This is a genomic window from Actinomadura terrae, assembly GCF_022751215.1.
Lineage (GTDB): Bacteria > Actinomycetota > Actinomycetes > Streptosporangiales > Streptosporangiaceae > Spirillospora > Spirillospora terrae.
On sequence record NZ_JAICDG010000002.1, the window covers coordinates 542,414 to 562,179 of the forward strand.

Annotated in this window: 13 protein-coding genes; 10 read left to right on the top strand and 3 right to left on the bottom strand. The window is 70.7% G+C overall.

Features of this window, described 5'->3' with window-relative positions:
- Positions 1-26 precede the first annotated feature (26 nt).
- From K2F47_RS12740 to K2F47_RS12785, 10 genes are all read left to right on the top strand, one after another.
- A complete protein-coding gene (locus K2F47_RS12740) occupies positions 27-1,013 on the top strand; it encodes a bile acid:sodium symporter family protein (protein ID WP_242903054.1) in 987 nt (328 codons plus the stop codon).
- A gap of 15 nt (positions 1,014-1,028) precedes the next feature.
- The gene (locus K2F47_RS12745) at positions 1,029-1,355 is read left to right on the top strand and encodes a hypothetical protein (RefSeq protein WP_242903055.1); all 327 of its coding nucleotides are present in this window, start codon (positions 1,029-1,031) and stop codon (positions 1,353-1,355) included.
- 132 nt (positions 1,356-1,487) lie between these two features.
- Positions 1,488-1,700, top strand: coding sequence for a hypothetical protein (locus tag K2F47_RS12750; RefSeq protein ID WP_242903056.1), 213 nt, complete (start codon positions 1,488-1,490; stop codon positions 1,698-1,700).
- On the top strand, positions 1,700-2,407 hold the full coding sequence (locus K2F47_RS12755; RefSeq protein WP_242903057.1) for a C40 family peptidase: 708 nt from the start codon (positions 1,700-1,702) through the stop codon (positions 2,405-2,407). The genes K2F47_RS12750 and K2F47_RS12755 overlap by 1 nt, the downstream gene beginning before the upstream one ends.
- A gap of 320 nt (positions 2,408-2,727) precedes the next feature.
- Complete coding sequence (locus K2F47_RS12760; protein ID WP_242903058.1) at positions 2,728-3,219, top strand: (2Fe-2S)-binding protein; 492 nt, start codon at positions 2,728-2,730, stop codon at positions 3,217-3,219.
- Complete coding sequence (locus tag K2F47_RS12765; RefSeq protein WP_242903059.1) at positions 3,216-5,657, top strand: xanthine dehydrogenase family protein molybdopterin-binding subunit; 2,442 nt, start codon at positions 3,216-3,218, stop codon at positions 5,655-5,657. Before K2F47_RS12760 ends, K2F47_RS12765 begins: the two co-directional genes overlap by 4 nt.
- Positions 5,654-6,499 (top strand): FAD binding domain-containing protein, encoded by an 846-nt coding sequence (locus K2F47_RS12770; protein ID WP_242903060.1) that lies wholly within the window; start codon positions 5,654-5,656, stop codon positions 6,497-6,499. The genes K2F47_RS12765 and K2F47_RS12770 overlap by 4 nt, the downstream gene beginning before the upstream one ends.
- 584 nt (positions 6,500-7,083) lie before the next feature.
- Positions 7,084-8,256 carry an SRPBCC domain-containing protein gene (locus K2F47_RS12775; protein ID WP_242903061.1) on the top strand — a complete coding sequence of 391 codons (1,173 nt, stop codon included), beginning with the start codon at positions 7,084-7,086 and terminating at the stop codon, positions 8,254-8,256.
- Positions 8,257-8,423: 167 nt separating this feature from the next.
- Positions 8,424-9,125 (top strand): class I SAM-dependent methyltransferase, encoded by a 702-nt coding sequence (locus tag K2F47_RS12780; RefSeq protein ID WP_242903062.1) that lies wholly within the window; start codon positions 8,424-8,426, stop codon positions 9,123-9,125.
- 243 nt (positions 9,126-9,368) lie between these two features.
- Positions 9,369-9,800 (top strand): hypothetical protein, encoded by a 432-nt coding sequence (locus K2F47_RS12785; RefSeq protein WP_242903063.1) that lies wholly within the window; start codon positions 9,369-9,371, stop codon positions 9,798-9,800.
- 1,053 nt (positions 9,801-10,853) lie between these two features.
- On the opposite strand, the gene K2F47_RS12790 is transcribed toward K2F47_RS12785, so the two are convergent.
- The 3 genes from K2F47_RS12790 to K2F47_RS12800 form a co-directional block, all read right to left on the bottom strand.
- A complete protein-coding gene (locus K2F47_RS12790; protein WP_242903064.1) occupies positions 10,854-11,273 on the bottom strand; it encodes a RidA family protein in 420 nt (139 codons plus the stop codon).
- 174 nt (positions 11,274-11,447) lie between these two features.
- Positions 11,448-15,146, bottom strand: a complete 3,699-nt coding sequence (locus K2F47_RS12795) for a bifunctional glycosyltransferase/CDP-glycerol:glycerophosphate glycerophosphotransferase (RefSeq protein WP_242903065.1) — start codon at positions 15,144-15,146, stop codon at positions 11,448-11,450.
- A gap of 14 nt (positions 15,147-15,160) precedes the next feature.
- Positions 15,161-19,309 (bottom strand): CDP-glycerol glycerophosphotransferase family protein, encoded by a 4,149-nt coding sequence (locus K2F47_RS12800; protein ID WP_242903066.1) that lies wholly within the window; start codon positions 19,307-19,309, stop codon positions 15,161-15,163.
- Positions 19,310-19,766: the final 457 nt, after the last annotated feature.

Sequence of the window (19,766 nt, forward strand, 5' to 3'; positions counted from 1 at the left end):
CCGCTGTTCTCGGAGCGGGCGATCACATGCGCGTCCTTGCGCGTCTGCATATCGACCCCTACATCGCGGCGATTCTGTGCACCGTGGGAATCGCCGCGATGTTCCCCGCCGGTGGCGAAGCGAACAGGATTCTCCACCATGCGGGAACGGTCGCCATCACCCTTCTGTTCTTCTTCTACGGAGCGCGCCTTTCCACCGCCGAGGCGCTGCGCGGCCTGCGCCACTGGCGGCTGCACACGGCGATATCGTCGGTGACGTTCGTGGTGTTTCCCATGCTCGGAATCGGCTGCTCCCTTTTTCTGGACGACCCGCTCTCCACGGGCGTGGTCTTCCTGTGCGTGCTGCCGTCCACGGTGCAGTCGTCGATCACGCTCACGTCGATCGCCGGGGGCAATGAGGCGGGCGCGATCTGTAGCGCCTCGCTGTCCAACCTGGTCGGGGTCGTGCTCACACCGCTGATGGCGGCGGCGCTGATCTCGGTGAAAGGCGGGTTCTCGCTCGGGTCGATCGGCGACATCACCGTGCGGCTGCTGCTGCCCTTCCTGCTCGGCCAGATCGCGCAGCGGTGGATCGGCGACCAGGTGCGGGCCCGCCGCAAAACGCTGTCGCTGTACGACCGGGGCGTGATCCTGCTGGTCGTCTACACGGCGTTCAGCCAGGGCGTGGTCAGCGGCGTCTGGGACGAGACGGCGACCCCCGAACTCGGCCTGCTGGCGCTCGTCACCGCCGGGCTGCTGGCGGTCGCCCTGGGCGCCGCCGGGCTCCTTTCCCGCCTTGTCCGGTTCGATGACGCCGACCGCATCGCCGTTCTTTTCTGCGGCTCGCAGAAAAGCCTGGCGAGCGGGCTGCCCATGGCGACCGTGCTTTTCACCGAGGCGAGCGTGAGCACGGCGGTGCTGCCGCTGATGCTCTACCACCAGCTCCAACTGCTGGTGTGCTCGTGGCTCGCCCAGCGCTACGCCAAGCGCCAGGTCCGCGACCGCGCCCACGAAGCGGCCGAGGTCTCCGCTTAATCCTGAAAGGAAACCATGCTGGTCAAAGTTTTCGTCAGCGTCGCCGCCGCCTGCGTCATCGGCATCGGGACGGCCGGCGCCGCGTCCGCAGCGTCCGGCCCCGTGATGAGGGACGTCAACCTCAACCTCTACAACGTCCACAACAGCGGTGAGGACGCGGGCAACGACAGCCTCCTGGAGATCGACCGCTCGCTCAACGTCGCGAAAGGGGACGGGAGCCCGGGCAGCGACATCATCAACGAGGTCGCCGGCGCGTCCAGCGGCATGTCGCCCGGATCGTCCAACGGCCCGCTCACCGGCACGTCCACCCACGTGTCCCCCGGGGAGTCACAGGATGAATGATCCAGGTAGCTGGTTGTTACCACACTATGAATGATTTAGGACGAATTCCGGATGTCTAATGGGGAGACCCATTACTGTCGGTGCGAGGTCACCCACGTAACGGGATGGCCAGGCCGACCATACGGAGGAGTAGTGACCCCCCAGACGCGAACGGACGCGGGCGAACTCGCCCACATGGGCGAAGTCGACGTGAATCCCGGAGTCCATCAGGCGACCGAGACCGACGAAGAGGAGGTCCTCACCCGGCTCTACGGAGAGCCCGACGCCGACGGCGTCTTCCGCGCGGAGGGCGACACCTCGGCGGAGGACGATACCGAGGACGACGCCCCGGCGGAGGGCGCCTGATGGGCGCCGCGCAGATGCTGGCCGAGGCCCGCAGATGCCTCGGCATGGCCGGGCGACCGAACACGATCACGCGGGAGTACGCGTCCAGGCACGGCAAGGAGTTCCTCGACGCCTCATGGTGCGACATGGCCATCACGTTCTGGGCCAGGCACAGCGGCAACGCGGCCGCCGTCCTCCCGGGCGGCGACCGTGCCTTCACTGTGTGGCACGCGCAGGATTTCCAAAAGATCGGACGCTGGCACGTCGGCACCACCGCCGAGGTCAACCGGGCCAAGCCGGGCGACATCGTCTTCTTCGACTGGGGCGCGACCAACTCGGTCGGCGCCATCGACCACGTCGGCATCGTCGAGAAGGCGCTCGGCGGCGGACGGGTCCAGACCATCGAGGCCAACACCGCGAACGCCTGCAAACGGCGCGTACGCGCGTCGAACGTCATCGCCGGATACGGACGCCCCGCCTACGGCGGCGGCAACTGGACGGAGGACATGGTGAAGAAGCTGCCGGAACTCGCCAAGGGTGCCACGGGCGAGCACGTCGAGAGCGTGCAGGCGCTGCTGCTCGCGCGCAGCCACCCCGAGATCAAGATGACCGGACGGTTCGACGACGCGACCGAGAAGGCGGTGAAGGCCGTCCAGAAGTGGGGCGGAGTCACCTCCGACGGCGTCGTCGGTCCGAAGACCTGGCCCGTCCTGCTCCGGGTGAACTGAATCCCGCGCTCGTGAAGCCGGCGTGACCCGCCCCGATGCGCCGACACCCCACCGGGGCGGGTCACGCCGATGACGCCTGTGCCCGGTGGCACCGTGCCCGGGGGCGCTGGGAGTGGGGCGGGTGAGTCGGGCGGGGTTCCAAATAAAGAGCGCAACCTCCGGGTAAACAAACGGCGCCGGGGACTGGTACGCGGTTCAACCTCGACATACGTTCGTTAGGTCGCCTTTCGCGGAGGTGGCCGATGACGTGGCCCGACCAGCGCGCACCGCCCAGGGACGCCCCTCTCCAGCCAACCCCGAGACGTCCCTGGGAGAAACGCATGCCACGTATCCGTGTCGATGTCGATGGCGCGACGTATGAGGACGACGTCGAGCCGCGAGTCCTGCTCGTCCACTACCTGCGCGACCGGCTGGGCAAGGTCGGCACCCCGGTCGGGTGCGACACCAGCAACTGCGGAGCCTGCACCGTCCTGATGGACGGCGTGAGCGTGAAGAGCTGCTCCGTTCTCGCCGTCCAGGCCGACGGACGTGACGTCACGACCGTCGAGGGCCTGGGGCTGAACGGCACCGAGCACCCGATGCAGCGCGCGTTCCACGAGGAGCACGCGCTCCAGTGCGGCTACTGCACCCCCGGCATGATCATGGCGTCGATCGACCTGCTGCGGGAGAACGCGGACCCGTCCGAGGAGGAGGTCCGGGACGGGCTGGAGGGCAACCTGTGCCGGTGCACGGGTTACCAGAACATCGTCCGGGCGGTGCGGCGGGCGGCGGGCGAGATGCGCGAGCCGTCGGAGCGGGAGGTGACGTCATGACCGCGACGGCCGAGGGCCCCGCGACGGCCGAAACCCGGGCGACCGCGAAGGAGATCGGGGCGCCGCGCAAGCGCAGCGAGGACGCCCGCCTGGTCACCGGACGGACGCGCTGGACCGACAACATCGCCCCCACCGGGACGCTGCACGTCGCGTTCCTGCGCAGCCCCCACGCGCACGCCCGCATCACCCGCGTCGACACGTCGCAGGCACGGAAGCACCCCGGCGTCGTCACCGTACTCAGCGGGTCCGACATCGCGGACGAGCAGGGCGCGCTGCCCTGCGCATGGGTCGTCACCGAGGACATGAAGCATCCGGACCATCCGCCGATGGCGGTGGAGGAGGTCCGCTACGTCGGCGAGCCCGTGGCGTGCGTCGTCGCCCGCGACCGGTATGCGGCGATCGACGCGCTGGAGGAGATCGACGTCGACTACGAGCCGCTGCCCGCCGTCGTCGACATGGAGGACGCGCTCGCCGAGGACGCCGACCTCGTCCACGCAGGGCTCGGAACGAACAAGTCGTATACGTGGGTGTTCGAGAACGGCGATCTGGACGCGGCGCTACGGGACGCGCCGGTCGTCCTGGAGCGCCGGTACGTCCAGCAACGCCTGATCCCGTCGGCGATGGAGCCGCGCGCGGTGTTGTGCGTCCCGGACGGGGACGAGTTCACGCTGTACTCGGCTACGCAGATCCCGCACATCCTGCGGCTGATGCTCGCGACCGTCACCGGAATCCCCGAGCACCGGCTGCGGGTCGTCGCGCCGGACGTCGGCGGCGGGTTCGGGTCCAAGCTCCAGGTGTACGGGGAGGAGGTCATCGCGTTGCTGCTCGCGCGGCGGCTCGGCCGTCCCGTCAAGTGGACGGAGTCGCGCAGCGAGGGCAACATGACCGTCCACCACGGCCGCGACCAGATCCAGCGGCTCACGCTCGCCGCCGAGCGGGACGGCCGGATCCGCGGCCTCAAGGTGGACCTGCTCGCCGACATGGGCGCCTACCTGATGCTCGTCACGCCCGGAATCCCGCTGCTGGGCGCGTTCATGTTCAACGGCATCTACAAGATGGACGCCTACTCCTTCACCTGCTCGGGCGTGTTCACCACCAAGACGCCGACCGACGCCTACCGGGGCGCGGGCCGTCCCGAGGCCACCTACGCGATCGAGCGGCTGATGGACGAGCTCGCCGCCGAACTGGACCTCGACCCGATCGAGGTGCGGCGCCGCAACTGGATCGGGCACGAGGAGTTCCCGTACGAGACGATCGCGGGCCTCACCTACGACTCCGGCGACTACGAGTCGGCGACGGAGAAGGCGCTCGAACTGTTCGACTACGACGCGTTGCGTGCGGAGCAGGTGTCGCGACGGGAGCGGCGCGACCCGGTGCAGCTCGGCATCGGCGTGTCCACGTTTACCGAGATGTGCGGGATCGCGCCGTCCCGGGTGCTGGGGTCGTTGGCGTACGGCGCCGGGGGATGGGAGCACGCGTCGGTGCGGGTGCTGCCGTCCGGGAAGGTCGAGGTCGTCACCGGCACGTCCCCGCACGGGCAGGGCCACGAGACGGCGTGGGCGCAGATCACCGCCGACCGGCTCGGCGTCCCGTTCGAGGACGTGCGCGTGCTGCATGGTGACACTGCCGTGTCCCCCAAGGGCATGGACACCTATGGCTCACGGTCCCTCGCCGTCGGCGGCATCGCCCTGTACTCGGCCTGCGACAAGGTCGTCGACAAGGCCCGCCGCGTCGCCGCGCACCTGCTGGAGGCCGCCGAGACCGACCTCGACTTCGACGGCGGACGGTTCAGCGTCCGCGGCGTCCCGGAGGCGGGCCGGACGATCCAGGAGGTGGCGTCCGCCGCGTTCGCCGCGCACGACCTGCCGGACGGCATCGAACCGTCCCTGGACTCCGACGCCACCTTCGACCCGACGAACTTCTCCTTCCCGCACGGCACGCACCTGTGCGCCACCGAGGTCGACACCGAGACCGGGATGGTGCGAATCCGCCGATATGTCGCCGTGGACGACGTCGGCAAGGTCGTCAACCCGCTGATCGTCGAGGGCCAGGTGCACGGCGGCCTCGCGCAAGGCATCGCCCAGGCGCTCTACGAGGAGGCCGTCTACGACGCCGAGGGGAACCTGACGACGACCACGATGGCCGACTACCTGGTTCCGTCCGCGGCGGATCTGCCCCACTTCGTCACCGGACGCACCGAGACCCCGGCGACGTCCAACCCGCTCGGCGTGAAGGGCGTCGGCGAGGCGGGCACGATCGCCTCGACCCCGGCGGTCGTCAACGCGATCGTGGACGCGCTGCGGCCCCACGGCGTGCACGACGTCCCGATGCCGTGCACGCCGGAACGCGTATGGCGCGCGCTGCGCGGTGGGTCGCCCCCTCGCGGTACGTCGCCCGGCGCGGGCGGCGGGCTCGGCTCCGAGGGAGGCACCCGATGATCCCCGCGACGTTCGACTACGTCCGTCCGGACACGGTGGACGAGGCGGTCTCCGCGCTCGCGGACGCGGGCGAGGACGCCAAGATCCTCGCAGGTGGGCAGAGCCTCATGCCGCTGCTGCGGCTCCGCCTCGCCTACCCCGACTCGCTGATCGACCTCGACCGCGTCGACCCGCTGCGCGAGATCCGCGACGAGGGTGACACTTTGGTGATCGGCGCGATGGCCACGCATCACCAGGTCGTCCGGGACCCGCTGGTGCGCGAGTTCGCCCCGCTGATCGCGCGGGCGACGGAGACGGTCGCCGACCCGGCCGTCCGGCATCGCGGAACGTTCGGCGGCTCCCTCGCGCATGCCGACCCGGCCGGTGACCTGCCCGCGGTGGCGCTGGCGCTGGACGCGGTGTTCCTCGTCCGCTCCGTGCGGGGCGAGCGGGAGATTCCGGCGGCGGACTTCTTCGTGGACTGGATGACGTCCGCGATGGAACCCGACGAGCTCTTGCTCGGCGTCCGGATTCCCAAGCTCGGCGCGGGCTGGGGTGCGCATTACGAGAAGTTCCACCGGACGGCCCAGGCCTGGGCGATCGTCGGCGTCGCCTGCGCCGTCCGCCGCGAGAACGGCACGGTGCGGGAAGCCCGGATCGCGCTGACCAACATGGGGTCCACGCCGGTTCGCGCGTCCGACGTGGAGGGGGCCGTCGCCAGCGGCGCGGACTTCGGCTCAGCCGCCGAACACGCCGCCGCGGGCACCGAACCGCCCACCGACCTGCATGGTTCCGCCGAGTACCGCCGCCATCTCGCGACGGTCCTCACCACCCGAGCTTTGGCGGCGGCCGCCACGCCCTGACCATGCGCTACTGGCGTCCGCGCTCGGACAGCCCGGCCTAAGGCCAGGCCGCCCGGGCGCGGTCGCAACTACCTGGACACATTGCGAGGCGGCGCCCGCCGGGGAACTGCCCTGGCCAACCGCCCAAGTAGGCCAGGTCGTTAGGACGCGGTCGCATAGTCCCCGGACACATCGGGTGTCTCCGCCGCGAGGCAGCGGCGCTCGATGGGGCGCTGCCCTGGCCAACCGGCCTTAGGCCAGGCCGCCCGGGCGCGGTCGCGTAATCCTTGGGACACATTGGGAGTTTCCGCAGCGAAGCGGCGGCGCCCGTCGCTGCCCTGGCCAACCGCCCTTAGGCCAGGCCGCCCGGGCGCGGTCGCGTAGTCCCTGAACACATCGGGTGTTTCCGCCGCGAGGCGGCGGCGCCCGACGAGGGAGTGCCCTAACTATTGGGACGGCGCGGACCGGAGCATGGTCACGGCAGTGCGAACATGATCACGCGACCCGGACGCGCCGGGCCGGACCGCATGATCTCGGAGTGGCGGCGCCCCCGGCGGCGGTCGTAAGGTCGCGAACAAGGTCTCCGGACGAGAAGGACTGCGATCATGGAACTAGACCACGATTTCACCGTCCCCGTGCCGGTGGACCAGGCCTGGCCCGTTCTGCTGGACGTGGAACGCGTCGCCGCCTGCATGCCCGGCGCGACCCTCGACTCGGTGGACGGCGAGGAGTACGCCGGGCGCCTGAAGGTCAAGGTCGGCGCGATGACCATCACCTATCGCGGCACCGCCCGCATCGTGTCCGCCGACGAGGCGTCCCGCTCGGTCACACTGGAGGCCGCCGCGAAGGAGGCCCGCGGCTCCGGTACCGCGTCCGCCACCGTCCAGGCACAGCTTCACGAGGAGGACGGCACGACCCGCGTGACCGTCCGGACCAAGCTCAACGTCACCGGCCGCCCGGCGCAGTTCGGCCGCAACATCCTGTCCGAGGTCGGCTCCAAAATCGTCGCCCGCTTCGCGAAGTCGCTGGCCGCCGAGCTGGAATCCCCCGGCACCCCGTCGGCCACCCCCGCCCCAGCACCCAACCCGTCCCCCCAACAAGCCACGGAAACAACCGCGAAACCGCCCACCCCCACAAAGTCGGACGTGCCCGCAGAGCCCAGCGCGCCTGCGACGCCGGACGCTTCCGCGCCGGACGCTTCCGCGCAGCCCGAAACGCGCGCGGAGTCGGATGCGTCTGCGAAGACTGGCGCTTCTGCGCAGTCCGAGGCGTCCGCGAAGTCGGACGCCGCACAGCTCGGGGCGTCCGCCAAGCCCGACACGCCTGCGGAACCGGACGTGCCCGCGGAGCCGTCCGCGTCCGCGGAGCCGTCCGCGTCCGCGGAGAACGGAGCCATCGGCGGGGCGGCCTCCGAAGCTCCTGCGAGCTCCGAAGCGTCTGCGTCTCCGGAGACGTCCGCGAAGGCTGGGGAAGAGACGTCGGGGGAGCCCGGCACATCACCAGGCCCCGAGCCCGCCCAGGGGGCCGGGTCGGGCTCGTCCACGAAGGACGCGACGGCCAAGGCGGAGAACTCCGAACCAGCGTCCGCAGGGACGCGGGCCTCCGCCGCCCCGCCGCGCCCGGCCGAACAACCGCACGCCCGGCCCGTAGACGACGCGATCGACCTGCTGGAATTCGCGGGCCCCTCGCTGGTGAAGCGGGCCGTCCCGGTGCTTGGTGCCCTGGTCGCCCTCATCCTGGCCATCCGGTTCCTGACCCGCCGCCGCAAGGCCCACTGAACCACCCCTCACACAAGAGCGAGGCACGGTCACCAAACCAGTAGCCGGGTGGCCTGACGCGTCCGACGTCCCCCTGGGCCCCGGACAGGTCAAAGCAAGGTCAACGATCCCTCCGGGGACGGCGACGACGATGGCCCGAAGGTGCCCCCATGCCGTCGGCTTGTGCCGTGGACACCATTGAACTCCAGCGGGTCGCGCGGATCGAGAACGACAACTGGTGGTACCGCGAGCGCCGCGTGATCCTCTCCAGGGAGCTGCTGCGGTACAGCGTGCCCGGAGAAGCGGTCGACATCGGCGCCGGAGCGGGCGGCAACTCCAGGGAACTCGCCGCCCACGGCTGGCAGGCCACCGCGATCGACCTCAATCCGACGGCCGTGGCTCTGGCGCGCGCCCAGGGCGTCGAAGCCTACGAGGGGGACGCGCGCTATCTGCCGCTGCCATCCGACCGCTACGACATGGCGCTGGCGATGGACGTCCTGGACCACATCGAGGACGACGCGCGTGCCGCCGCCGAGATCACACGCGTGCTGCGCCCTGGCGGGACGGTGTTGCTCTCCGTGCCGTGCGACATGGCCCTGTGGTCCGCGCACGACGTGTCGCTCGGCCGCGTCCGCCGCTACACCCGTCGCGCGCTGGTCGACCTGCTGGACGGCGCCGGACTCCTCCTCGACCGCGTCTGGAGCCGCGGCGTCCTCCTTCGCCCCCTGCAACGCCTACTCAGGCACCGCAGCGCACACTACGAAGACCTGGCCCCGCTCCACCCGTTCACCAACGAAGCCCTCCGCCTCGCGGCGGCGCTCGAACGCCGCCTTCCCACCTCCACCTGGCCCGGCACCTGCCTCTTCGCCCGCGCCCACCGCCCCGGCTGACCCCCGGACACGCGCCCCTTCCGCCCCCGTCCTAGAGCGCGCTGGTCGGCGTCACCGACTCGACCTCCGTCCAGACCCAGCGCCCGAGGCCGCTCCACTCCCCCCGCGACGCCCGCGACCGCTGCTTGCAGCGCTCCCCCACAGGCCCAATATGACCTCACCGCCTGACCATTGCGAGCATGCGAAACAGCCGCATCAATAACACTTTGAGGTGAGTTCGAGCGGCGACTACGTTCCTCTGACATGGCCCGCCCCCGTCCCACCCGCCGCCTTGTCGTCGGACCGTTCACCTACCACTGGAAATCGGGCCACCAGCATGAGCGCTACCAGGACAAGGACGGTCGCCCGCGATGCGACGGCTGCCGAGAGGTCCTGAGCCTGCGGCGGGCAGGTGCCCCTGGCCGGTTGGTCATCGTCTTTCGCGAGGGGCCCGGACGCCTGGTCAACGACGGCATGTTCCACGACGGTGGAGTGCTGCGAACCAGCGACCGCGCCTACCTCAACCTGCACCGCCCCGGGGTGGTCCGCGCCCTGCTGGACCAAGCCCAGGACCGCGGCCACGACTTCGCGACCGCCGGAACAGTCGAAATCAACGGCTGGGACCTCCTCGACGCCGCCGTGGACCGCCTGCAACCACCCGCCCAACCCGGACCACAGGACGTCCAGAACCCGTAGCCCTCCAGCCCGCGCCAAAACGCCACCGACCGGCGCCGCCAGCCCTCCGGGCGTAGGGGTCGTAGTCGCAGTACAAGTCGGGTGCGGTCGGATCGACGCACCACAGATCCGCCTCCGGCGGCTCACCGGACACGGTGACTTCCGGCTTCCCGCAGTCCAGGCGACGCAGCGCGTCCACCTAAGAATCCTTCGTGTGGCCCAGTGGAACAGCCGCTACGTCGACGGCGCCGTCGGCCCAGCCCCGCCGAGCGAAGGGCATCAGGGAGGACGGCGTGGCCCGGCTCTCCGTTCAAGGAGCAGGACATCCAGCTCCCGGGCCGCTATCCGTTCAACCTTCAGGCCAGCGGCCCGGCCAGGGCCTGCGCCCCGGTCAAGGTCTGCGCCCCGGACAAGGTCTGCGCCCCGGACAAGGCCTGCGCCCTGGCCAGGGCCTGCGGCCCGGTCAAGGCCTGCGGCCCGGTCAAGGCCTGTGACTCGGTCAGGGACTGCGCCCCGGTCAAGGCCTGTGACTCGGTCAGGTCGAAGACCGCGGCGGCGGTGGGCGGCGATCCTCGGTGAACAGGGAGCGCCGGAGGTTCGTGGGAGAGGCCGCGACGGCGTGCGAGTACGTAACGATGGCTCGCTGCGGTATGGGGAGTGCGGGCGCGGATTCAGGCGGCGCGATACGTCGCGGCGGTGCTGGTGGCGGAGCGCCCTCCGCTCCCGCTTCGCTTATCGTTCGCCGCTGTGCGGGTCATGACGCGCAGGGCGGCGGCGGTGGTGGCGGCTGGTGGAGCGGTCGCGTTCGGGTGCTGATTTGCTGCCCCCGGGGTTGCTCTGCCCGGGGGAGCGTGGCGGTGCTAGGCCGTTGGCGGCGGTGGTGTGACGGTTGCCTTCGCGGAGAAGGGGACGGGAACGTGGTGGAGGCTGGTAGGGCGGCGGTTGCTGATTAAGGCGCGGATGCTCTTTAGGAGCGCGGAGGGTAATGGTTGTTCTGGAGTGTGGCGGGGTGCCTCGATACCTGGTGGCGGCGCGTCGCTTGGAATGTGCTGGGACGAGTGGGCGCGGGGCAGATTAGTCGTGGGGATCGTCGATTACGGCGACGGCCTCGACTTCGACGAGTTGGTCGGCGTAGCCGAGTGTTGCGACGCCGAGGAGCGTGCTGGGTGCATCGTGGTCGCCCATGTGTTCGCGGACGACTTGCCACGCCTGGACAAGGTCGGCCTGCTTGGACGAGGCGACGTACACGGTGGTCTTCACAACGTCGGTCAGCGTTGCGCCGGCGCCGCGCAGGGCCTCCTCAAGGTTGCGCATCACCTGGTGGGCCTGGCCCGCGTAGTCGCCGACGGCCACGGTGGCGCCGTCGCTGTCGAGTGGGCACGCTCCGGCCGTCCAGATGGCCCGCGTTGAAGATAGGGACGCGGTCGCCGCGTAGGCGTATTCAACGGCCTGGGTGAGGCGCTGGTTGCGGACGAGGGTGACGCGGTCAGTCATTGCGCTCCGTTTCGGATGGTCCTTAGTTTCGGAAACGGAGAAAACAACTGCGGTTCCTGTGAACCATGCTGTCCTGTTCCGGCCCGCATTGTCGCACTCGAAAAGGACGAGGTCGCCTCGCTGGCCCGTCCTCATCCACAAGGGCGTCTTCCTGGGCTGGGTGTTCGGGTGTGGTCAGGTGAGGAGGCGTTCGGCTGCTCGGGCTGCGGCCTTTCCGTCGTCGTGCGGGCAGTACTTGTCGAAGAACGTGTCGTAGGCGTCGACATAGGCGTCCTGGACCTCGTCCACCGCCCGGAGCGCTTCGGCGACCTCGGCGGAGGTGGACAGGAGCGGTCCCGGGGCCTCGGCCTCGAAGTCGAGGGAGAAGCCGCGCGCGCGGTCGCGGTAGTGCTCCAGGTCGTAGGTGTAGAAGAGCATGGGCCGCCCCGTGCAGGCGAAGTCGAACATGGCGGACGAGTAGTCGGTCACCAGCACGTCGGACGCCAGGTACAGGTCGGCGATGTCGGGGTAGCGGGAGACGTCGATCGTGAAGCCGTCCGATGGGGGACGGTGCCCCTCGGTGATCAGGAAGTGGGGGCGGACGAGCAGGACGTGGTCGTCGCCGAGGGCTCGCCGCAGGGTCTCCACGTCCAGTTCCATGGAGAACGCCCGGCGGCCCGGGGCCAGATGGTGATCGTCCCGCCAGGTCGGCGCGTAGAGGACGACCTTCTTGCCGCGCGGTATGCCGAGCCGCTCGCGGACGCGGGCGCCGAGGCGGTCGAACTCCGGGCTGCTCAGGACGTCGTTGCGCGGATACCCGGCCTCCAGGATCTCGCCCTCGTAGTGGAAGGCCCGCCGCATGGTGTCGGACGTGAACGTGTTGGGGGAGAGCACGACGTCCCACCGCGGGACCTCGTAGTCGATCCAGCGGAGGTTCTCCGCGCGCTGGGAGTGCAGGTCGCTGAGGTCATAGCCGAGGCGTTTGAGCGGGGTGCCGTGCCAGGTCTGCATGTACCTCTGCTCGGGACGCTTGACGAACCCCGGCGTGAGGCCGTAGTTCGTGACGATGTACCGGGCGCGTGCGAGCGCGCGGTAGTGCTCCCTCGTCCCCGCTATGACGACCTTGGCGTCGCCTTCGACGCTGAACTGGCCGTCGGTGGAGATCCAGACGCACTCCAGGCCGGGGTGGCTCCGTGCGATCTCCTCGTAGATCGCCCTGGGGTTGCAGCTGTACTGGGACGCGCCGTAGCTGTCGAACACGACCAGGTCGGTCAGCGGGCTCCGCAGGTAGACGGGGTAGTCGTGCTCCCAGAGGAGGCGCTGGGCATGCCCTCCGCGTTCGTCCTCGGCCATGACGGCGCGGCTCCTCAGTTGCAGGGCGTCCGTCTGGTGGACGCGGGCCTCGAACTCGTGTGTTCCGGCCGCTCGCCATTCCGGAAGGTCGGATATCACCGCGCGCTCGACGACGACCGTGGTCTCTTCCGGCGCCTCAAGGGTCGGGGGCCGGGGGCTCTGCGGGGTCGCGGTCATGGCGGTCGCGGCTGCGCTCGTGTTCGTGCCGAGCGGCTTGATCATGACCGTCGCGGGTGTCGGAACCTTGGGCCTTCTCATTTCCCGGGTCTTCGCCGGGCGGGCATTGGAGTTGCTCGCGGAGGCGTGCTTGGCGAGGCGGTTCGCCGCGGCCGGGGTGGGGGCCAGGAGGTCCCACAGACCGGTGGCCAGGGGCCCGGCCGTTCCGAAGAGCGGCATGGCGCCGGGGGCGAAGGTGGTGGTGAAGGTCGCGCCGTCCCAGGTGAGGGGGAGGCGGTGCTCGTCGCCCGAGCGGCGGCGGCGGAGGATCAGGTGGGTGGGACGGTGGGTCGGGTCGGACAGGTCGCCGGTCAGCGTGAGGCGGTCGTCGGGGGTCCACCGGACGGACGTGACGACGGGACGGAAACTGCGCTCGACGCCGCGCAGGTTGCCGTAGGCGGTCCGGGTGAGGGCGAACTCACGGCCCCGGGTCGCGAAGCGGGCACCGGGGAGGGTGCGGGCCATGGTCAGCCGCAGGGGCCCGTCGGAGCCGAGGAGGCGGATGTCCCAGTCGATCGCGTCGCGCAGGTGGGCGGCGCGGGGGCCGCGTTCGGCGATCGCCGGGCCGGAGTGGAGGGCGTCCAGGGGAAGGGTGGCCATGAAGTCGAAGCCGGTGCCCTTCTCCATCCGCATGCCCGCCGCCGGGCGCACCGTCACCTCGCCGCGGACCTCGGGACCGCCGTGCCGGCGGACGGCGACGATCGCGGCGCCGGGGCCGAGCGCGAGCCTCGTCCAGCCGGTGATCTCCAGCAGGTCGCCGACCCGGCGGTAGCCGGTCACGACGGCCTTGGCGCGCTTGACGTGGACGACGAATCCCTTGTCGGCGGCGGGCTGGACGGCGACGTGCTCGTCGACCTGCCGCGCGGCCGCCCAGTTCACGGCCGGTTCGGCGGAGGTGAGGCGCTGGACGGCCTTGCAGCCGGACGTGCTGACCTCGGCGAACAGCTCCCATGTCACCGTCGGCCACTCGTCGCCGTCCTGGAGGAGGTCCGGCTCGATCCGGATCGAGAACCCGGACCAGTCGTAGGAGACCAGCGACTGCCCCGACCGGGCCGTGGCCTCCGGGCAGGGCATCCGCTCCACGGGGAGGCGGACCTCCTTGCCGCTCTTGGCGTCGTGCATCCAGATCCGGATGCGGGAGTCCTTGGCGGAGGTCACGGCGAGCCGGTCGAAATGGGCGTGCCCCTGGACGACGAGGCAGCCGGAGTCCCAGCCGACGCGGTCGACCTCGGCGTGGAGTTTGAGTTCGTCGGTGACGTCGTAGACCTCGTCGGGGATCGCCCGGGCCGGGTCGCCGAAGAAGGGGTAGCGGGCATACCAGCGCTGCCGCCGCCTGCGTCGGCTCACCAGCGGGACGTCGTGCAGGCCGTTCTCCTCGAAGCGGAGCACGTCGAGCAGTTCGGGCAGCATCCGCTCGCGGAGCAGGTGCAGTTCGAGGCGTTTGATCGCCTCCAGCCCCTGGAAGGCGGACGGGGCCGCGGCGGCGACGATGTCGGCGCCCGCCTCCAGCAGGCGGTCGCGGTGCTCGCCGGACGCGGCGGGCAGCGCGAGGATCAGGGCGCGGACGTCCAGGTCGAGGGCGTGCTTGTCGTAGGCGGGCAGCAGCGCGGGCGCGTGGTCGCCGAGGATGCCGCGCACCATCTCCAGCGAGGCGAGCCGGTCGGCGGCGTCGGCCTGCGGGTTCGCGAGCGGTTCCCGGCGGTGCCGCCAGAGGTAGACGGTCGTGTCGAGGACGTCCACGGCGGAGGCGAGCACGTGCGCCTCCAGGCTGACCGGCGGGTCCTCGTGGGACATCGCGGGGAACTCGAACCGGTGCGCGTCCCAGAACGAGCGCCGGTACACCTTGTTCCAGACGGTCCGGTCCTGGAGCAGGGCGGGATGGCGGGTGATGTGCGTGCCCTTCACCGTGGCCGCGTAGGCCTCGGCGTGCAGCGGCGACTGCCAGGCGTGGTCGCGGTCGACGCGCAGGACGTTGCCGCCCGCGATGTCGGACCCGGTCGCCTCCAGCGTGCGGACCAGCAGCTCGTAGGCGTAGGGCGGCACGGTGTCGGCGGCTCCGGCGAAGGCGAGGTACTGGCCGCCGGCGCGCGCGACACCGGCGTTGCGGGCCGGGCCGAGGCCCTCGCCGCCGCGGTGCAGCAGGACGAAGCGGTCGTCGCGGTCGGCGAACTCCTTCGCGATGACGGGGCCGCCGTCCGCCGACCCGTCGTCGACCATGACGACCTCCAGGTCGCGGAGGGTCTGTCTGGCCAGCGACTCCAGGCACTCGGCGAGGTGCGCCTCGACGTCGTGGAACGGGACGACGACGCTGATCTTGGGCGGCACGGGAGGCTCCGTTCTCAGTGGGTGGACGTGGCGTCCTGGAGGACGCGGTCGAGCACGCGGGAGGCGGCGCGGCCGTCGTCGAGCGGGCAGTAGCGTGCGGCGAACGCGGCGCGGGCCGCGCCGAACCCGGCGTCGAGCGCGGCGGGCTCGGCGAGGGCGTCGATGACCTCGCGCGAGGTCGCGAGCAGCGGACCGGGCGCCTCCGCCTCGAAGTCGAAGTAGAAGCCGCGCACGTGGTCGCGGTAGCGCTCCAGGTCGTAGGTGTAGAACAGCATCGGCCGCCCGGTGACGGCGAAGTCGAACATCGCCGAGGAGTAGTCGGTGACGAGGACGTCGCTGATGAGGAACAGCTCGGAGATGTCGGGATAGACCGACACGTCGAGGACGCAGTCTCCGGGACGCCAGCGCGGCCGGTCGGTCACCAGGTAGTGGGTGCGCAGGAGCAGCATGTGGTCGCGCCCCAGCGCGGTCCTGAACCGGTCGACGTCGAGTTCGAGGCGGAACGCCCGTTTCCCGATCGTGAGATGGAAGTCGTCGCGCCAGGTGGGCGCGTACAGGACGACCTTCTTGCCCGGCGGGATGCCGAGCCGCCGCCGCACCGCGTGGGCGATCTCGTCGCGGTGCGGGCTGTTCAGGATGTCGTTGCGGGGATAGCCGCTTTCGAGGATCTCGCCGTCATAGCCGAACGCCCGCCGGAACAGCGGCACCGAGAACGCGTTCTGGGACAGGAGCAGATCCCACTGGGGGACGTCGTGCTCCATCCAGTTGAGGCCCTCGGTGCGTTTGAAGGGCATCTCCTTGACGTCGTAGCCGAGCTTCTTCAGCGGCGTGCCATGCCAGCACTGGACATAGGTCTGGTCCTCGCGTTTGGCGAACCACCGCTGCTGCGACCAGTTGCCGAACACATAGCGCGCCCGGGCGAGGGCCTCGTAGTGCTCGCGCGTCCCGGCGAGGACGGTGCGCGCGCCGGTCGGCTTCCCGAACTGGCCGTTCTCGGTGACCCAGACGCATTCGATGCCGGTGTCGCGCCGCCGCAGCTCGTCGTAGATCCCGCGCGGATTGCACGAGTACTGGCGTCCCTTGTAGGCGTCGAACACGGCCATCTCGCGGATGGGCAGGTTCAGGTGGCGCCGGTAGTGGCCCGAGCGGAGCCGCGCCTGCGCGTACGCGCCGCGCTCGTCCTCGTCGAGCGCGGTCTCGATCCTCAGCTGGAGGTGGTCGGCCTTGCGGGCGCGCACGATGACCCGGTGCAGGCCCGTCTCGTGTGGTTCGGGCAGGTCGCGCAGCGTGTTCCGGCGGATCACGACCGGCTCCTCCCGCCCGTCGATGGGCGCCAGCACGTCCCACCGCCCGGCGACCAGCGGCCGGGACAGCCCGAGCACCGGCATCCGCGCCGGTGAGAACGACGCGGTGAAGCGGTCACCGTCCCAGTGCAGCGGGACGGTGTGCTCCTCGCTGGACCGGCGGCGGCGCAGCAGCAGCACGGCCGGCTGGTTCGCGGGGTCGGGGCAGGAACCGGCCAGCTGCAATGCCCCTTCCGTAGCCCAGGTCACCTGGTCCACGGCGAGGGCGCGTTCGCGGACGACGATCCGGAGCGTGTTCCGGCGGGTGGGTGCGATCTCCAGTTCTCCGCCGGGGAAGGGGAACACGGCTCCGGCGGCCCTCTCGTCGAGGTGGGGTCTGATGCCGCCGGGAAGGGAGATCTCCCAGTCCCCGGGCCGTCGGGCCAGTCCGGCCAGCGGCAGTTTCGCCCGGAAGCCCGTTCTGGGCGCGCTAAAGCCTTTCCGCGCGCCCGGGCTGCTTGCGGCTCCGGCGCTGGTGACGCGCATGGCCCGGCGGAGCAGCGTGCCGTTTCTGCCGTTCCCTGGGGCCCGGTTCTCGAATTCGTCGGCCGCGCAAGTGGTTGCTGCGCTGCTCTCGGTGGTTTCGAGTGCTGTCTGACCGTGCGCGGCGTCTGCCGTTCCGCTGTCTTCGGGGTTCACGTCGCCCGTTCGGCGGCCGTGCAGCCGGTCGCCGGCTTCTTCGGTGCCGGGTACCCCGCTGTTCGTGCCCCCGAGATCGGCGCTCGCCGCCTCCCCGTTGCCCGATCCCGCGCTGGCCGATCCCGCGCTGGCCGCCCCCGGGTTGGCCGCCCCCGGGTTGGCCGCCCCCGGGTTGGGCACCCCCGGGTTGGCCGCTCCCGGGTTGGGCACCCCCGGGTTGACCGACCCTGCCTTGGCTGGCCCTGCGGTAGGTGGTCCCGCGTTGGCTGAACCTGCTTTGGCTGAGCCCGTGTTGGGTGGTGCTGCGTTGGGTGGTGCTGTGTGGGGGGTGTTGGTGGTTGTGTCTGGAGACAGGGTGGGGGGCGGTCCGTCGGGGGCGTTGCCGGAGGCGACGCTGATCAGCGCTTGGAGCGCGCCTTCGGGGCTTGCTTCGGGTGTGCCGTCGGGCGTGGTGGCGTTCGGCAGGGGGACGGGCACGACGCCGGGCTCGTCGATCGGGCCCACCACCGTCGCGCGGCCCGTCCTCGGGGTGGCGGTGATCTGCGGCTCGTCGCCGAGAGGGGCGCAGCACCAGCCGTCCAGCCAGAGCTCGTTGCCCTCCAGGTGGCAGCCGATGATCTGTGCCGTCGTCCGCCGCACCTGGAGGACGAAACGCCGCTTCCCGGCGACGCCCTGGACCAGGACGCCGGGCGCGCACTCGCGTTCCTCCGGCCATTGGCGGCTGGTGAGGGCCGGGTTGCCGAACGTGCGGCGCCGCCACAGGCCCCGGTTGATGATCTCCACACACGGGATCCAGTCGACGTCGCGCCAGCGGCCGAAGATCTTGAGGCTGGCCGGGTCGAGCTCCGCGACGAAGCCGGACCAGTCGTAGGAGACCACGGGCTGCTTGGAACGCGCGGTCACGTCCGGGCGGCGGATCCGTCTCACCGGCACGCGCATGAGGCCGCGGCGGTTCGAGGCGAGCAGCCAGAGCCGGATGCGGGAGCCGTCCCTGGTGGAGGAGTCGAGGTGCCTGATGTAGGCGTGGCCCTCGATGCGGAGCCGCCCGTCCACCCAGCCGACCCGGTCGATGGCCGCGACCGGGGTGAGCTCGTCGGTCACGTCGTAGACATGGGACGGGACGGCGCGCTCATCGTCCTCGAAGAACGGGTACTCCGCGAACCAGCGCGGCCGCAGCCCGCGCCGGACCCTCGGCGTCTGCGCGGGCAGCCCGAGCTGGACGAACTGGAGCACCTCCAGCAGCTCGGGGACCATCCGCCTGCACAGCAGGTGCAGTTGCAGCCGCAGGATGGCGGGGAAGCGCTTGAGGACGCGGGAGCTGATCTTTTTCGCCAGGGCGGCCCCGACCTCGACGAGGTCGTCGAGGTGGTCGTCGTCCGTTCGGGGCAGCGCGTCGAGGAGCACGCGCAGGTCGATGTCCACCAGGGCGTGTTCGTCGAAGGCGCCCAGCAGGTGCGGCGCGTAGTCGGCCAGCCCGGCCCGCAGGACGCTCACCGAACGCATCCGCTGGGAGAGGTTGTCCCAGCCGTGGCGGTCTTCGGTGATGGACCCCGGGCGCTTACGCCAGTAGTAGACCGTGTCCTTCAGGACGTCGACCGAGGAGGCCAGCGCATGCGCCCGCGCCATGACGGGTGGGTCTTCGTAGAAACCCGGGGGGAACCTCAGCTCGGCGTTCTCCCAGAACGTGCGCCGGTAGACCTTGTTCCATGACGTCCGGTCGCGCATCAGCATCGAGTGGGACGAGACGTGCGTCCGCAGGCGGGTCTCCGCGAACACCCCGTCATGCAGGACCGACTGCCAGCTCCGATCACCGTCGCACCGCTCGACATTGCCGCACGCGAAGTCGGAACCCGTCCGCTCCAGGGACCCGACCATCCGCGCATAGGCGTCGCGGTGGACGATGTCGTCCGCGTCGGCGAACGCCAGGTACTTGCCGGTCGCGGCCTCCACGCCCGCGTTGCGCGCGGGCCCGGGCCCTTCGTTGTCCCGCGTCAGCAGCCGGAACCGGGGATCGCGGCCGCACACGTCCTTGGCGATCACCGCTCCGTTGTCGGTGGACCCGTCGTCCACCATGATCACTTCCAGGTCGCGGTAGGTCTGCCCGGCCAGCGACTCCAGGCACTCCCGGAGGTACTCCTCGGTGTTGTGGAACGGGACGACGACACTGAGCTTCGGGGACATGCGGCCTCCAGGTCGGTTTCGCGGGGTGCCGCCGCAGAGCGAGCGGGCCACCGGACGGAACCTCGCCACACCGAGCATGGTGACGTCACGCGCCCATCCGAACACGCATCGCGATTGCAAGGCTGTGGCCTGACACAGACTTGACCTGCCCTGGCCCACGTTTACCGCCCCCTGAACCTCGCGCTCGTGACCGCACGGTCACCTTCGCCGCCGGGCCCGTCCTCGCACCTCCGAGCCCGACACCCCCATGCTCAGACCCCCGCCCGCCGAACAGAAGTAGAACGTCATTCTGTGGAAAACCCGCCGCCCGGGGCGGCCCGGGGCGGGCTGGAGCCCGGCCCGGCAAGGCGCGCTCTGCCGGGGCGCGCGGGTCGAGGGGAACCGGGGCGAGTTGTTCGGCCTGGGGCAGCGGCCCTAGAACCAGGGGTGCTCGATAGGGCGAGAGATAGGACGGGCG